At 44.9% G+C, this 16,185-nt stretch carries 16 protein-coding genes; 6 read left to right on the forward strand and 10 right to left on the reverse strand.

Features of this window, described 5'->3' with window-relative positions; genetic code table 11:
• Positions 1–122 precede the first annotated feature (122 nt).
• On the forward strand, positions 123–1,184 hold the full coding sequence (locus KJB05_RS07190; protein WP_208445126.1) for a LacI family DNA-binding transcriptional regulator: 1,062 nt from the start codon (positions 123–125) through the stop codon (positions 1,182–1,184).
• Between the two features lie 143 nt (positions 1,185–1,327).
• Here the strand turns inward: KJB05_RS07190 and KJB05_RS07195 are convergent, their stop codons facing one another.
• Entirely contained in the window at positions 1,328–1,627 is a 300-nt protein-coding gene (locus KJB05_RS07195) for a hypothetical protein (RefSeq protein WP_005438842.1), read from the reverse strand.
• A gap of 200 nt (positions 1,628–1,827) precedes the next feature.
• Positions 1,828–2,058 (reverse strand): hypothetical protein, encoded by a 231-nt coding sequence (locus KJB05_RS07200; RefSeq protein ID WP_020196940.1) that lies wholly within the window; start codon positions 2,056–2,058, stop codon positions 1,828–1,830.
• 176 nt (positions 2,059–2,234) lie between these two features.
• On the opposite strand from KJB05_RS07200, the gene KJB05_RS07205 reads away from it, so the two are divergent.
• The 3 genes from KJB05_RS07205 (at position 2,235) to KJB05_RS07215 (ending at position 4,335) form a co-directional block, all read left to right on the forward strand.
• Positions 2,235–3,638, forward strand: coding sequence for a PLP-dependent aminotransferase family protein (locus tag KJB05_RS07205; RefSeq protein ID WP_208445127.1), 1,404 nt, complete (start codon positions 2,235–2,237; stop codon positions 3,636–3,638).
• 84 nt (positions 3,639–3,722) lie between these two features.
• Complete coding sequence (locus KJB05_RS07210; protein WP_009706870.1) at positions 3,723–3,944, forward strand: hypothetical protein; 222 nt, start codon at positions 3,723–3,725, stop codon at positions 3,942–3,944.
• 31 nt (positions 3,945–3,975) lie between these two features.
• Complete coding sequence (locus KJB05_RS07215; protein WP_033005870.1) at positions 3,976–4,335, forward strand: hypothetical protein; 360 nt, start codon at positions 3,976–3,978, stop codon at positions 4,333–4,335.
• 129 nt (positions 4,336–4,464) lie between these two features.
• On the opposite strand, the gene asnS is transcribed toward KJB05_RS07215, so the two are convergent.
• Together asnS and KJB05_RS07225 are read right to left on the reverse strand one after the other, a co-directional pair.
• Positions 4,465–5,865 carry an asparagine--tRNA ligase gene (gene asnS / locus KJB05_RS07220; protein WP_208445128.1) on the reverse strand — a complete coding sequence of 467 codons (1,401 nt, stop codon included), beginning with the start codon at positions 5,863–5,865 and terminating at the stop codon, positions 4,465–4,467.
• 186 nt (positions 5,866–6,051) lie between these two features.
• On the reverse strand, positions 6,052–7,677 hold the full coding sequence (locus KJB05_RS07225; RefSeq protein WP_208445129.1) for a methyl-accepting chemotaxis protein: 1,626 nt from the start codon (positions 7,675–7,677) through the stop codon (positions 6,052–6,054).
• 532 nt (positions 7,678–8,209) lie between these two features.
• Between KJB05_RS07225 and queD the strand changes: the two genes are divergently transcribed.
• Complete coding sequence (queD, locus tag KJB05_RS07230) at positions 8,210–8,572, forward strand: 6-carboxytetrahydropterin synthase QueD (RefSeq protein WP_005376896.1); 363 nt, start codon at positions 8,210–8,212, stop codon at positions 8,570–8,572.
• Positions 8,573–8,702: 130 nt separating this feature from the next.
• Here the strand turns inward: queD and KJB05_RS07235 are convergent, their stop codons facing one another.
• The gene (locus tag KJB05_RS07235) at positions 8,703–9,488 is read right to left on the reverse strand and encodes a LuxR C-terminal-related transcriptional regulator (protein ID WP_208445130.1); all 786 of its coding nucleotides are present in this window, start codon (positions 9,486–9,488) and stop codon (positions 8,703–8,705) included.
• Between the two features lie 265 nt (positions 9,489–9,753).
• Between KJB05_RS07235 and KJB05_RS07240 the strand changes: the two genes are divergently transcribed.
• Positions 9,754–9,891: a hypothetical protein gene (locus tag KJB05_RS07240; RefSeq protein WP_009706865.1), complete on the forward strand. Its 138-nt coding sequence runs from the start codon at positions 9,754–9,756 to the stop codon at positions 9,889–9,891.
• Positions 9,892–9,946: 55 nt separating this feature from the next.
• Here KJB05_RS07240 and KJB05_RS07245 read toward each other — a convergent pair whose 3' ends face one another.
• The 5 genes from KJB05_RS07245 to KJB05_RS07265 all read right to left on the reverse strand — a co-directional run bounded on the left by KJB05_RS07245 (position 9,947) and on the right by KJB05_RS07265 (position 16,126).
• Complete coding sequence (locus KJB05_RS07245; RefSeq protein ID WP_009706864.1) at positions 9,947–10,414, reverse strand: GNAT family N-acetyltransferase; 468 nt, start codon at positions 10,412–10,414, stop codon at positions 9,947–9,949.
• Between the two features lie 107 nt (positions 10,415–10,521).
• On the reverse strand, positions 10,522–12,237 hold the full coding sequence (locus KJB05_RS07250; RefSeq protein ID WP_208445131.1) for an EAL domain-containing protein: 1,716 nt from the start codon (positions 12,235–12,237) through the stop codon (positions 10,522–10,524).
• A gap of 230 nt (positions 12,238–12,467) precedes the next feature.
• The gene (locus KJB05_RS07255) at positions 12,468–13,829 is read right to left on the reverse strand and encodes an L-serine ammonia-lyase (protein WP_005438813.1); all 1,362 of its coding nucleotides are present in this window, start codon (positions 13,827–13,829) and stop codon (positions 12,468–12,470) included.
• A 97-nt stretch (positions 13,830–13,926) separates the two neighbouring features.
• On the reverse strand, positions 13,927–15,180 hold the full coding sequence (locus KJB05_RS07260; RefSeq protein ID WP_208445132.1) for an aromatic amino acid transport family protein: 1,254 nt from the start codon (positions 15,178–15,180) through the stop codon (positions 13,927–13,929).
• A gap of 346 nt (positions 15,181–15,526) precedes the next feature.
• Positions 15,527–16,126 carry a CoA pyrophosphatase gene (locus KJB05_RS07265; protein ID WP_020196933.1) on the reverse strand — a complete coding sequence of 200 codons (600 nt, stop codon included), beginning with the start codon at positions 16,124–16,126 and terminating at the stop codon, positions 15,527–15,529.
• Between the last annotated feature and the right edge of the window lie 59 nt (positions 16,127–16,185).

Raw genomic sequence — 16,185 nt, forward strand, 5'->3', positions numbered from 1 at the left:
TGGTTTTGTGTGCTAGATCTGCTGTTTTCGGGAACATTTTTTCATGTTTTTTACGACATTGTTCACGAGAACATTCGAATGAATTTGGTAGAGTGAACAGCAAATCAGAATAGGAGAACGCAGTGGCAGTCACGTTTAAAGATGTTGCACGGTTAGCTGGTGTTTCGACGCAAACCGTATCGCGCGTAACTAATGGCGCAGATAACGTCGCAGAAGAAACACGAAAACGAGTTAACGACGCAATCAAAAAGCTTGGGTACGTGCCGAACAAAGGGGCACAGATGTTGAGCCGAGCGAAGTCGCGGATCATCGGTATTGTTTCTTTGGATATCTCACTGCATGGTGTGGCTCTTATTGCTAATGGCGTTCGCAACCAAGCACATGAGATGGATTATGCGACGGCGCTGGCAGTGTTAGGTGACAACTCCATTGAAGAGTTCCGTAGTGCAATCCGAGAACTCATTGCCCAGCAAGTTGATGCCATTATCATCAACGCCCCGGTGACCAGAGAGATGGCAGAGAACCTAGTGGAGCAGTTCAGTCAGCTCACGCTGGTTTTTATTGATGTACCAGAGGGGACACCCGTCAACTCACTCAGTTGTGATCATAAAGCTGGGGCAAATTTGGCGATCTCCCATTTGATCGAGCACAAGCGCGAATCCTTTGTCTGCATTTCTGGACCCAAGGCATCTACCGCTTCTCAGATTCGTTACCAAGAGTGGCAATCACAGATTCAGCAACATGAATTGGTGCAAGCGGCATACTATGAGGGGGATTGGCAAGCAGCCAGTGGCTATAACGCAGTTAAAGACGCCGTGTTAAAAGGTGTACCTTTTGATGCTGTATTGGTGGCGAATGATCAGATGGCGCTTGGCGTGTTATGCGCGCTTTCGGAGGCTGGGATTAATGTCCCTAAAACCGTGTCTGTTGTTGGGTTCGATGGCATTCAAGACAGCCAGTTTTTCTCACCCCCTCTGACTACGGTTAAGCAAGATTTCAATGAGCTTGGACGAAGGGCGGTCAAACTAGTACTGAGCCAGATGGAGAAAGGGCAAGGCGTTGTGTCAGAAGTTTTGCCTGTCAGCTTGGTTGAACGACAAAGCACATCAGCAAAGGCGGACACGCTTTATGACAAGCAAGAAATACTGGTGCACTTAGAGAACATTCGCCGTTTGTTACCATAGTGGACTTTTTTGTCACTGAGCCAGTCGATGAAAGTTCAATGTTGGCTGGAGTGAAACTAGGCCAAAAATGATATCGGCAGACAGAAGAAAGCCCCGACATTGCGGGGCTCTATTTTTGTCTCTGATGTTATCAAGCGCAGAGCTTATTTCTTCAGATTCATTTCAGATTCGTGTGCATTGGTTTCGATGTCTGGGTTAGAAGACAGCTTACCTGTTGCCCAGTCATTCATGTGTTTAAGAATCGCTTTTAGGGCATGCTTTTCTGTTGGCGCTTCAGAAGCTTCTACTTCTAGTTTTTGCTTAGGGTGAGAACCTGTTGCGTCTTCAGCTACGTGCAGCCAATCTGGGTGCCAGTAATAAGGCTGACCTGACGAAGTGCTCCAAGAGTGAACACCGTTAGATTCGCCTTTGTATTGGATATCGTTTTCGTTGTATTTCGTCATTATTATCGTCTCTCATAGTCATGAGTTGAGGTGTGCGTCACCATTACACTATAAATGTAACAGATGTTATCGGAATTAATGTGACTGCTATCGATTTATCTTGCTGATAAATAATCCAATCCGCTGCACAGCTCTCATTCAGATAGATTTATTGATTCTTCATGGCAATAACTACCTGAAAAATAGGTACTTAATTTACCCTATTGCCCGTTCAGATGTTTGATTATCGCCGCTTTCGCATGTTCTTCTGTCGCGGTTTCACCCTCTGGTACCTCTAACTCCGCCTTAGGGTGAACGCCCAGTGCGTCTTCTGCAATGTGAAGCCAGTCTGGATGCCAGTAGTAAGGGTTGTTACCTTCTGGGTGATCCCAACTGTGAACGCCTTTATGTACACCTCGATAAGAGAGGTCATCCATCGTAAACATTTTCATCATTTCCTCCCGCAGAATTTCATGCCTTTGAAAGTATGGAACATAAATTCTCATTTCGTAACGGGAATTGATATCACTAAGATTGATTAATTACGTTTCGAGTTTGATAAGTGTGATGTCGTTATAAAGGCGCGAAGTATGCTAATGTGCGCTCGATAGTCAGGAATGAGGGAAGCATGAACCGATATCGCCAACTGGCTGAGTTGTTTAAATCTCAGATCCAACAAAATACATGGAGAGCAGGAGAAAAACTGCCCTCGGTGCGAATGACGAGTCGTAACCATTCGGTGAGCGCAGGAACGGTACTGCAAGCCTATCAATTGCTCGAAGCGCAAGGGTGGGTGATCGCTAAACCTCAGTCTGGTTACTTTGTGACCGCTGAGTTGGATAGGCTAGAACCAAAGGGGGCAGAGAAAAACGCTTATCGTACCTCGGTTAATGATGAGCTTTATGATTTTTTGAAACATCAAGGGTCACCAGAGTCGATTAAGCTTGGTTCAGCTTTTCCGGATCCAGCCTTGTTTCCGTTGGAAGCGTTAAACCGTAACCTTGCCAGTTCTGGGCGAAAAATGGGGCCAAATACGCTGTTAGATAATCTTCCTCCAGGCAGTGAATCGCTACGCCGCTTGATTGCGCAGCGTTACATTCAACAAGGCTTGAACTTAACCCATGACGATATCGTGATTACTTCGGGCGCATTAGAGGCACTGAACCTTAGCTTACAAGCAGTGACTCGCCCTGGAGATACGGTTGTGATTGAATCGCCGACCTTCTATGGGGCGCGACAAGCGATTGAACGACTCGGTTTGAACGTAATTGAGATCCCTGTTGATGCGCAGTATGGCCACTCGATAGAGCAACTAGAGTGGGCATTTACCAATAGCGATGTACGCGCTTGCTGGTTAATGACGAACTTTCATAATCCGACTGGTACATCGCTTTCTGAACAGAACAAGCAGCGTATTGTCGAGCTTGCGAACCAGTATGATGTGTATCTGATCGAGGATGACGTCTATGCTGAGCTCTATTTCGCGGATAAAAAACCGGCATCACTGAAAAGCTTCGACACCCAAGAACGAGTGCTCCACTGTGGTTCACTATCAAAAAGCCTCTGTCCCGGTTATCGATTGGGGTGGGTGGTTAACAAACGCTTTAATGAACCGATTCAAAAACTGCAGTTAATGTCGACGCTTTCTGGCAGTGCGCCTATCCAACAGGGCGTGGCGCATTATCTTCAAAACGACAGTTACGATAATCATCTAAGAAAGTTACGTAGAACGTTGCAGCAGCGACAAGAACGCTTCGTTGCCCTCATCAAAACATACCTTCCTCAGACAGTGAATTATCACCTACCTTCGGGTGGGTATTTCTTGTGGCTAGAACTGCCTCAAGGTGTGGATAGTAAACAACTTTATCAAACACTCTTGAAAGAGCAGGTGACCGTGGCTTATGGAAAATTGTTTTCTGTCGACGAGAAGCTTGAGCACTATTTGAGGTTGAATACTTCTTTTGCCGATAGCGAGCATTTAGAGAGTGCGATCAAAAAGTTAGGCAGCCTTGTGCGCGAAGCAACTGTTTAGTGTTTTTTTGGTCAAACTGTATCAGCGCTTTTCCAACCAGCTGTGCTTCAATCATCACTAGAAACCTCTATACAAGGAGTGATGATGAAAAAGCAGTTGGTAAAACATGAGTTACGATTGATCGCAGTAGCGGTTTTTAGCGCTTTCTTGTTGGTGTTTGCTCACCTTATTTTAGCGAAATCTTTTTCTCATATGGCGTGGACGGAGTACACAGCCGCCGTTATTCCCTTTATTATGTTTGGCTTGTGCGTGTTAGGTGTGAAGTACGCGGCTAACGCTGATAAAGATGATGAGAGTGAGCCTTAACGACTCATTACAAACAATAGGGAAGAGCGGAATGAAGAGAGTGTTATCACTTGCGCTGTGCCTTGCGGCATTTGGTGCTTCAGCAAGCCAAAATAGTGAGCCCAAGTCAGTCACGTTGAACTACGACCAAACCCAGCTTGTTGCTGAGATTCAACCAGACAATCACTTTGAAGCACGAATTGACAATGAACAAGAACGCATCGACTTTTCTGGTTCCGTCGATAAGCTCCATCCAGACTACACGCTGGAAGTGTCCGTGAAACAAGCAAGTAAGCTTCAACGCTCTACCGCTCAGGTCAATACGAAAGTACTGATAAAGCAAGGTGAAAGACAATCGCCTTTGACCATCGGCAGCGTCAACGGCAAAAACGTGAGTGTGTCACTTAACTGATTTACTTTAATGAGTTACTTTCGCAGCTGAGAAAACAGCATTGAAAAGTACAGCAGTTGACGTTTGCCAAAGACAAAATAAAAGACCTCCACATGGGAGGTCTTTTTAATTCTGTATCACTCTAGGTGATTAGAAGTTCGCAGAGCGAGGAGTACGTGGGAATGGGATCACGTCACGAACGTTGCCCATACCTGTTACGTAAGATACTAGACGCTCGAAGCCTAGACCGAAGCCTGCGTGTGGCACTGTGCCGTAACGACGTAGGTCGCGGTACCAGTTCATGTGCTCAGGATCGATACCCACTTCACGCATACGTGCATCTAGGATGTCTAGACGCTCTTCACGTTGAGAACCACCGATGATTTCACCGATGCCCGGAGCTAGAACGTCCATCGCTGCAACGGTTTTACCGTCATCGTTAGCACGCATGTAGAATGCTTTAATGTCTTTCGGGTAGTTCTTAACGATTACAGGCGCTTTGAAGTGTTCTTCAGCAAGGAAACGCTCGTGCTCAGAAGACATATCGATACCCCATTCAACTGGGAATTCGAACTCACGACCTGAATCAAGAAGGATCTGGATTGCGTCAGTGTAGTCAACTTGTGCGAAGTCAGAAGAAACGAACTGCTCTAGGCGAGTGATCGCTTCTTTGTCGATGCGTTGAGCAAAGAACTCAAGGTCATCACGACACTCTGCAAGCACTGCTTTGAACACGAACTTCAGCATGTCTTCAGCCAGTTTAGCAACGTCGTCTAGTTCTGCGAACGCTACTTCAGGCTCAACCATCCAGAATTCCGCTAGGTGGCGGCTCGTATTTGAGTTTTCAGCACGGAAAGTGGGACCGAACGTGTAAACTTTGCTTAGTGCACAAGCGTAAGCTTCTGCGTTTAGCTGACCAGATACAGTTAGGAACGTTTCTTTACCGAAGAAATCTTCGTTGTAATCTACTTTGCCTTCCTCAGTGCGAGGTAGGTTTTCCATGTCTAGCGTAGATACGCGGAACATTTCACCAGCACCTTCAGCATCTGAAGCAGTGATTAGTGGCGCAGATACCCAGAAGTAACCTTGCTCGTGGTAGAAGCGGTGGATCGCTTGAGATAGACAGTTACGTACACGTGCTACTGCACCGATTACGTTTGTGCGCGGACGTAGGTGCGCTACTTCACGTAGGTACTCGATAGAGTGACGAGTTTTTGCCATTGGGTAAGTGTCAGCATCTTCAACCCAGCCTACAACTTTAACGTCAGTTGCTGCTAGTTCGAAGTCTTGACCTTTCGCAGGAGAGGCAACAATCTTACCAGTTACTTCAACAGAACAGCCAGTAGTTAGCTTTAGTACTTCGTTGTCGTAATTATTAAGATTATTAGGGACCACGGCCTGAATCGGGTCGAAACAAGAGCCGTCATAAATGGCAAGGAAAGAGATTCCAGCTTTGGAATCACGACGTGAACGGATCCAGCCACGAACAGTTACTTCACTGTCTACTGCTAGCTGACCTTTCAAAACGTCTGATACAGGCGCGTAAGTCATGTTTTCAATATTCTCCATTGAGGTAAAAATTCAACTCAACACTTAAAAGTGCCTGTCTCTAAACAAAATTGTGCAAAAAACAAGCGAAGTGTTGAGTTGGATAGAATTTTTTAGATTCATCGAAACATATTACCTGTCAAATCGTCAGCTTCAACCTTTATATTCATTTTGGAGGGGAGAATTTTCCTATTTATTCCTCCTTTGTTCCTCCGACAGGGTAAATTGGTTAAGTAATGACTCCAAACGTTCAGAAAGGTGCTCTAAATCGACGCTGATCTCGCGAGTATGCGATGCGGATTGAGAGGTCTCGTTTGCGTGCAAGGTAATCGTATCGACTTTGGCTTGAATGTGTTTACTCACACCGGAAGTGGTTTGAGTTTGCTGCTGGATGTTTTCGGCATGCTTCAATACTTGATGCATTTCATCCACCACGTTTCTCATTGTTGCCGACAACGCTTCGACATCGACAGAGCGTTGATGGGCAAATTCACACACACTATCGACCGAACTGAGGGATTCTTCGCTGCCTTGTTGGAATTGCGAAATGATGGTTTCGATATTGCTGGTCGCTTCCGCTGTACGGGAGGCAAGATTACGTACTTCATCAGCGACGACAGCAAAACCTCGGCCTTGGTCGCCTGCGCGAGCTGCTTCTATTGCGGCATTAAGAGCAAGTAGGTTGGTTTGCTCTGCAATGCCTTTGATCACGCCAAGAATAGAAGACACTTCTTCCGTTTGTTGATTTAACGTCGTTATCTTTTCACGCACTTTGTCGATGTCGGTGACTAAGCTCTTGATGTCTTCGCTGACATGATGCGCTTGGCCAGCGCTGCTTGTTGCGACATCAACGGTGTGATTGACTAACGTTGTGGCGTCAATGGTCGCTTGTTCAACAACCCCTTGTTGGTCAAGCATACCAGTGATGTTGGTCTGGACTTCGTTGGTTTCAACTTGTTGATTATCGGCGGCCTCATCAGTGGATTGAGCAACATCGGTGAGTCTATTTGCTGAACCTGCGAGGGAGTGTGAAGTCTCGCGAACCTGTTCAAGGCTTTCACAGACGGTATCCATAAAGGAGTTGATAGAATCGGACAGTTGTCCGACTTCATCCTTTTGACTGTGTTCCAAACGCTTAGAGAGATCTTTGCTGGCACTCACGTTAGACATAAATCGTGAGGTTTTCTGAATAGGGCGAACAATGATCTTTCGAATCAGCCCCATGGTGATCAAGAAACCGACAAACGCGATCACCGACATGATGCCCATTGCAAACATGGCTTGCTTGTTAATCAGCGAGTTGACGTGGTTCATATTGTACTCAAGACGAATCGCACCAAGAACTTCACCCTCCGGAGCGATATGGCAAGAAACACAGTTCGTACCACGGTAGTTTTCGCTCGACTTCATTGGTAATGCAACAACCAATCCTTTTCCCCAATCCGCACTGATTGGCTCAATCACTAACTCTCCGCTAAGTGCACGTTGGTCTATATCATCAACAGGCTTTTGATTGGCATCACCAGGCCCATAGAATTTGGAGACGGTATCAGCACGTAAGACGCGCACCTGCTCTATGCCTTCTTGAGCTAGGGCTTTTTGACGCAACGTTTCTTTCTGCGACATGGTGCCGGTTAGCATCATCATATTTAGGCTATCGAAGTAGTTGCTTGCCTTATCGTGGAGCTGTTCACTAAGGACATCATTGATGAGCGTTTTTTGTTGATAGTACTGGTAGCCCGTCGATACCGCGAGTACACAAGTGAACACCACGATAAGAGCGAGAAGGAGCTTGAAGGTTATAGTTGAGCGCATATTTTTATAAGTTTATTTGGAACGAACGCCGCAATATTAAGGGGTTAGCGAAATTTGAGCGATGAATAGCCCGAATGAATGTGACCCCAAACAGAGTAGGGTTATGTAAATGTGATGTAAGTAGTGTGTAATCAATTGTTTGGCGTGGTGCCAAAAATGCGACAGTGAAAAAAAGGGGCTTAAATTGAGCCAGAAATTTGCGCCTTTAACCCATCGTTAACCCGAAATAGGTTAGGGTAGCGTCCGTTTTCACACGTTTATTTCAAACGCGCGTGTGAGGGCACGGGTAATCTAACCACCGGCCCTGCGTTAGATTCCTAAACCATCACTTTTCTGGCATTTTCCAGACTTTGGCAATCATCTCCTCATAGGTGATTGCCTTTTTTATTTTTAAGTATTTTGTGTGATGGCATCACTCGCTGAGTGACTTTAACGATTGCGCTCGTAAGCTTTGTGGCAGCTATTGATAAAGGTTGTCATTAAAGGGTGAATTCCTTAGTATTGCGTGTCTTTTTAAAGCCTGAGAATCAAGATGAAAACAGAATTATACAAAGAGTTTATGTTCGAAGCGGCACACCACTTGCCACACGTACCAGAAGGTCACAAGTGTGGACGCTTACACGGGCACTCTTTCCTTGTTCGTCTTTATGTAGAAGGTGAAGTAGATCCGCATACAGGTTGGGTTGTTGATTTCGCAGAGATCAAAGCGGCATTCAAGCCAATTTACAATCGCCTAGACCACTACTACTTGAACGATATTGAAGGTCTAGAAAACCCGACTAGTGAAGTGCTAGCGAAGTGGATTTGGCAACAACTTAAGCCAAGCCTGCCTCTACTGAGCAAAGTAGAGATCAAAGAAACCTGTACAGCAGGTTGTATCTACAAGGGTGAGTAAGTTCCGTTTGCATTCCTATTAGAAAGGCAAGCCACGTGGCTTGCCTTTTCTTTATCTGTTTATCTGGATTGGTTCTTTTTTTGCAAGGCTAAATGGTTAAACAAAACCAAATATTGCAGAGTAAGGCGTGCTAGTAACCTATGCCGTTGCGAAGCGCGAACTGCACCAAATCTGCATGGCTATCGAGCTCTAACATATCCAACAGCCGGTACTTGTGTGATTCGATGGTTCGAGGACTGAGGTTCAACTCGGTGGCAATCTCTTTTGCCGATAAGCCTTTCGCCAGCAAACCCAGCACATCGCATTGACGGTGACTCAACCTTAGCATTCGATGGTTTTCGTTATCCGTCTTCATATCTGGGCGATGCAAACTGCGGTGAAGCTTGGAGTGCTGCCAGAAGGATAACCACATATGGGAAATGAACGTCACTTGCTCCAATTGCGTTTCGGTTAATCCACAGCGACCGCCACCAAACAAAGTAAAAGACAATCCGCCCCAACGTTGACCAAATTGAGTTAATGGAATCGTATAGTGGCAACATGCACCTTGGGCAGAAAGCATACGCAAAACGACAACATCACTAGTGGCGAGCTTGTCTTTGTCGAAGATTTGAATCTCTTCAGAGTTGCCAATCAGGCGCAGGTAGCGCTCACCGTCTTCCACACCGACCTGTTCAGCGGTCAGTATCTTGTGAGGTGCTCGCGCAACGGAAAGGGTTTTCCCTTGATTGAAGAAAAGCATGGAGTTAGGGAACATCGTCATGCGATCGATCTCAAACCAATCCATTGCTTCAAGCATGAATTGTTCGAGTTGGTTTTGACATTCATCTGCATGAGAAGTCGTCAAACTCTTCGCTTGACGCATCATGAGTGCTTCAAAACTGGTTCCTGTCGTTTTACCTATATCGCTGCCCATAAAAACTGGCTCATCTTATCGTTTTTTATAAATGCAGTAATTTTACTCTACATCCTGTTCATATCATTCTGCAGAATGGCTCCCGCATTAATTCGAAGTTTTTCGAATAACATACACTATATCCGTTTTATCTCAAGGAGAGAGTTCACGCACGTATGAGCAAAGAGCTCCAACTGCATGGATATCGTGGCTTTTTTTAAAATTATAGTTATTGGTGAATGGCGAGCAAGTCTCCGCCGCTTAATCATAGTCCGGAGAGGTTTTAATGAAAATGGTAAAACTGCGTTACCGCACAGGCTCGCACAGTAGGTGGGTTGAAGTGGTAGTATCAACGTTTGTTGCTGAAGAATTAGCAAAAGAATACACAGGTTACGGCTGGCAAGCGGAAGTAATGGCAGTATGACTTAGTAAATAGGCAGGCTCATAAAGAACCTGCCTATTTTCATTTAAGGGGCAAATCAGCTTAATGCGTGGCGCAAGATCAGCGCTTTTCCACTCTCTTCGTAAATCGTTTTTTGGGTGTTTTCAAACCCCGCCGATTCAAACAGTTTAATACCGACTTTATTTTGGTTTGCGACCGTTGCGCACACCGAGTTGCTCTCCGCATCAATCGCGTAGCCATACATCATCAACTTTTGCAGTGTCGATGTACCAATTCCTTGTTGTTGGAATCGTTTGTCGATCATGATGTAACTCAGGCCCAATTCATGACGCTTCGCAAAAGGGGCGTGTTGAGCAAACGCTTTATCAATCACCAAGTACCCGACAGTTAAGTAGTCGTGGAAGATGGTATAAAAGACTTCTGATTTCGTCCTATTTTGGTAAGCCTGTTCAAATGGCTTAAAAAATCCTTTTTGATTTTCATGCACTTCCAATTGCATCAAGCTAGCAAAATCCTTTAGCTTGGCAGGTTTAATGGCGATCATGTTCTGAATCTATTCAGAGGCGGTAAACACAATACCGCCATTATAGTTGTGGATATTAAAAGTACGCAATCTGGTTATGTACAGATTTTGTCAATAAATTGAGGGAACTAGCGGCAAAGTGGATAGTAGAAACCTTGATGGATGTGGGCGCCCAATGTGGTGAGGAGATGCGCACATTCTGCAGTTTCAACCCCTTCTACGATAACCGTGCAGTGATAGGTATGACCCATGGCAATTAGCTGGCGTAGTGTCTCTACCTTCTTGTCATCTTGCTTAAGGTTCATCACAAACAAACGGTCAATCTTAAGGTAGTTGGGCGTGATGTGGCTGATAAGCTCAACGTTGTTATTCCCAGTACCAAAATCGTCGATACTGATCTTACAACCCATCTCTTTGAGCTTGCTGATGTTGTCGAAGATTTCTCGGGTGTAATACATTGAGGCGTTCTCGGTGATTTCGATTGTCAGCAGTGAGCAATCGAGTTGGTTAAGCTGTCGATACAAACGGGTAAAGTTATGGCCTTCAAGCAGAGAAGGGCACACATTAATGCTCAATGGCGCAAGGAGCGATTTCGAGTCACCGAAGACGGTTTTAATCACCAGTAGCGTGTGGTTTATCAGCAATCCGTTCGCTATCAAACTTTCTATAAAACGTTGCGTGTTTTTAACTTTAAAACGGGACAATACCTCGTAATGGATATTCTGCCGGTTAGACGTATTGTGGATTGGCTCTAGCTTGAGATTAAATTCGCGGATTGCCCACATGTAAGTCAGCAGGGAGCGCGGCTTTTTATGCCTGATAGCGAACATTATTATGAAGCTCAAAATCAAGATGCTTGTAATAGGGCCAGAGACGTAATAGATCTCTTTATAGCCATTGTCGTTGACGTTATAGAGGAAGGACTGCCCACGAGTATCACCGATTTCTAACGCTGTGCCGGTGTTAGTACACACTTTCATCCCGGATAAGAACATGCGAGACATGTGGCTCTCAATGTTATTCGACAAATTGATGTTCTTCACTCGAACAAGAACTTGAGCTCCATCGAAAACAAAAGAGTGCGTGGTGTAACTGTCGTTGTTTAACCAAGTCTCACGGTCTCTTTCGTTGACCGGAACCACAGCTTCTGGCGTGACTAAGCAGCGAATATTGTGCTTGTCTGTCATTAAAGCAGACTCAACCAATTGCACGTTATCGAATAAACCACGAAGCTGGTCTTCATGTTCAAAACAGCTACGCTGAGCAAGGTCGTGGGCAAAGTCCATCGCGCCATCGAAATAGTTTTGTCTGACGATGGTACTGATAGTGTAAAAACACACGGCGACATAAAGCAGCATGGTAAACGTGATAAAAAACAGCAAATTGAAGTAGAGCGCACGGCTTCGCAAGCAAATACCTATCGCCATTCTAACGCTGTGCAGCGCGTGTTTGTGGATTCTCGATTGTTGCAGTAGTCCATCTTTTTGCGCGTGTTGGCTATCGTAAGGCACAAAATATCCCTTTCGGTGGATGTTTTCGATAAGAGACTTTTGCGTCTCGACGTGGTTCTTCGTCAGTTGTCTGAACTTCTTTCGTATCGACGCAACAGCGTTCTTAAATCCATTTTCCGGCAACATCAAGTGATGTTGCGATGACAACTTCTTTTCGATTTTCCTCTGACTGATAGGCGCGTTTAAGCTACCAAAAGCGGCAATGGTGCTGAGGATTAAATATTCAATTCTGTTGACGGGGATAGCGGAGTGAATGGAGTTATTGAGCTGTAATGAAAGTTCTTTTTCGGACAAGCAAACGCAGATTTGGTTTCCAAGTTCAAACCTAATCATGTGTTAAAGCGCTCCAGGATTATTTTTTGAATACGTTATCAATATTGGGTTAGCAGGTATGTGACCTTCTACGGGCATATCCTAAACTTCTGGATATAGTCGTAATTTTAGATTTTTTTATAAAGCTCAATCTAGAGGGAATTTTTCTTAGGCGAGGTTTTTAAGGAAAAAAGCAAATGAAAAAAAGCCCGAGCACATGGCTCGGGCTTTTCAATTCAGAGAGGAGGGGATTAGCAAATCACTTTGATTGCTAGGCCGCCTTGAGATGTCTCACGGTATTTCGCGTTCATGTCTTTACCTGTTTCTAGCATGGTTTCGATAACCTTATCTAGAGAAACAGTTGGAGCTGAAGAACGACGTAGTGCCATACGAGTCGAGTTGATCGCTTTTACTGCTGCGATACCGTTACGCTCGATACATGGAACCTGTACCTGACCTGCAACAGGGTCACACGTTAGACCTAGGTTGTGCTCCATTGCGATTTCTGCAGCCATACATACTTGCTCAGGGCTACCACCCATAAGCTCAGCAAGGCCTGCTGCTGCCATAGAACATGCCACGCCAACTTCACCCTGACAGCCAACCTCTGCACCAGAGATCGACGCGTTGCGCTTGTAAAGACCACCGATTGCGCCAGAAGCGGCAAAGTAACGGATGTAATCTTTCTCAGTCACAGTTTGGATGAACTTATCGTAGTAAGCCAGTACCGCAGGGATGATGCCACACGCACCGTTCGTTGGTGCTGTAACAACGCGACCACCGGCAGCGTTTTCTTCGTTTACTGCGAAAGCAAACATGTTTACCCAGTCAACAACCGACATTGGATCGTTTGTTGTCTTTTCAGAAGTAAGCAGTTGCTGACGAAGTGCTGCTGCACGACGAGGCACGCGTAGTGGACCAGGCAGAATACCTTCTTCGTTCATACCGCGATCCATACACTCACGCATTGTGCGCCAGATGTTTGCGAAGTATGTACGAGTCTCTTCATCAGAGTGAAGAGAGTGTTCGTTCTTCATTACCAATGCGCTAATAGAAAGACCGCTTTCTTTACACTGGTGAACAAGCTCTTCTGCAGTTGTGTATTCGTAAGGAACCTTGATTGGGTTCTCTACTTCTTTACCGAAGTTCTCTTCATCAACGATGAAACCACCGCCGATAGAGTAGTAAGTCTTTGAGTACACTTTTTCGTCTTCGATCCACGCGTGGATCTGCATGCCGTTTTCGTGTAGCTCAAGGTTAGTAGTATGGAAGTTCATACCACCATCTTTCGGGAACGATACTGTATGACAGTGCATGCCAACAGGTAGGCGCTCAGTTTCTTCTACGCGAGCGATAAAGCCCGGAATAGAGTCGATATCTACTTTCTCAGGGGAGTTGCCTGCAAGACCCATGATGATCGCGATATCCGTGTGGTGACCTTTCCCTGTCAGTGATAGTGAACCATAAACGTCAACGGTGATTTTAGTGATGTCGCGCAATTTTCCCATTGAGCGTAAATCATCAATAAATTCTTTACCCGCTTTCATTGGACCTACAGTGTGTGAGCTTGAAGGACCAACGCCGATCTTATAGATGTCAAAAACACTAATCATATCGATTACCTCAGAACAAAGCCTCCCAAGGGGAGTTGGGAGGCTTTTTATTATCGTTATATTCTTGAATTAATCACGCTTTTATAGAGAGCGGTGATTAAAGAGCGCCGTAGATTACAGAACTAATTGCTGCAAGACCACAGATTGCTGTGAAAATCTGTACAGGTGCTGAAGTTTTGTACTTCGCCATTGCAGGAACTTTGTTCATAGCGAATACAGGCATCAAGAATAGGATAGCTGCAATCATCGGTGCACCCATTGTTTCAATCATGCCTAGGATGCTTGGGTTAACGATAGCAACGATCCAAGTAGTCACAACGATGAAGATTAGAGATGCTTTCTCGATCTTGCTCTTAGGAGTTTCAGAGCGAGATTTGATTAGACCAACTAGACCTTCGTGTGCGCCTAGGAAGTGGCCGAAGTAGCTTGAAGTGATTGCTGCGAACGCCACTAGAGGACCCATGTAAGAGATAAGTGGAGACTCGTGAACGTTAGCTAGGTAAGACAGTACTGAGATGTTTTGTTCTTGCGCAGATGCTAGTTGCTCTGGAGAAAGAGAAAGTACTACAGAGAATACGAAGAACATTACAAAACCCATTAGCATCATCGCTGCACCGCCAGTGATCGCGTCAGTTTTCTTCACTGCGTCATCACCGTATACACGACGTTGTTCTTTAGAGAACTGAGAGATGATTGGGCTGTGGTTGAATGAGAATACGATGATTGGAATTGCTAGCCAAACGATTGAAGGCATTTCGCCCCAGTTTGGAGACACTTCCATCATTGATGTATTCCAGTCAGGAATTAGGTAGAAAGAAAGCGCTAGTAGGATGAATACTAGAGGGTAAACCATTGCTGATGTTGCTTTCAGCATTAGCTCTTTACCGAATACTACACCCGCTGTCATAGCAGCGATTAACGCGCCAGATAGTAGCCAACGAGGGATAGATTCCATACCCATTTGGTTAACTAGGAAAGAGTCAACCGTGTTTGTGATACCAACACCGTAGATTAGTACGATTGGGTAGATAGCGAAGAAGTAAGCAAAAGTAATAAGGTTTGCGCCAGTTTTACCGAAGTGCTCTTCTACTGTGTCAGTGATATCAGCTTCAGGTTTTTTCGCAGAAAGTACGAAACGAGCTAGAGATTTGTGTGCGAACCAAGTCATTGGTGCCGCGATTAGAGCTAGGATAACTAATGGCCAGAAACCGCCAGCACCTGCTTTAATTGGAAGGAAAAGTACACCTGCACCTACTGCTGTACCAAATAGGGACAAACACCAGGTGAAGTCTTTGTAAGAAAACTTACTAGACGATTGTGCGGTTGAAGCCGCAGAAGTAGTTGTATTCATTTTTGAGTTACTCATTTTGGGAACAGGAAATAAGTCGGGGCCAATTTTGCAAGATTTTGCACTAGGAAAATTAGATCTAAATCATGTATTGCTCGAGCTTATTGAATGATATGTCAAAAACCTGCTTTTTATCACGAAAATGGCGTGCTACACGTGATTATTGCTAATGAGTGGAATTAGAAAAACTTATCTGAAGCGGTTGGTGTATAAATTTTTCTCACCGCAAGCGTTTGCCTTATAAAAATCAAATTAAACTAATGTGAATTGATGTTTGAAAAATAACTTTTTATTAATATAGATGCACATAATGTTTGGCTTGATGGGTGAGTTGCCATTGATAAGACAGTTAGTTAGAAATGATGTGTTTTTGCATCGATTCGATAATTTGTGCTGTCATACCCCAGATAAAATGACGTTGGTAGGGGATTGCAAACACGCGGTGACTTGTCTTTCTTAGGTTGAATTTTGTACTGTAAAGCTTCTCTGGGTTCAAAATATGGTTGGCTGGCACTTCAAAAACTTCCGCGACTTCATTTTGGTCAATGCGAGTTGTGTAGTCTGGAGAAACGAAGGCCAAAAATGGCGTCACATTAAACTGGCTAATAGTAGGTAGCTTAGGTAACTGACCAAAAACCTGTATATGCGTTTGGTGAATACCAATTTCTTCTTCTGCCTCTCTAAGAGCGGTATTGACCAAGGTGTGATCGTCATTCTCATATTTACCCCCAGGGAAGCTTATCTGCCCCGGATGATGTCTCAGATGCTCGGCGCGCTTGGTCAAAATGACTTGAAGACCCTCTTCACGTTCAACAAATCCGATCAAGACAGCGGCATCTCGTAAGGTATTTTCTTTGAGGTGAGCTAAGCGCCCAAGAGACTCTCTGTGGTAGCCCGTTGGCAGTTGTAACTGGAAGTTCTGTAACAGTGTTGATTTATCAATGACCAAAGTGAAATCCTTATCCCCAAGTTGAGTGTGCTTTTGATGGCGTTGTGCGCATATTAATT

The organism is Vibrio sp. B1ASS3 (assembly GCF_905175355.1).
Taxonomy (GTDB): Bacteria; Pseudomonadota; Gammaproteobacteria; order Enterobacterales; family Vibrionaceae; genus Vibrio; species Vibrio owensii.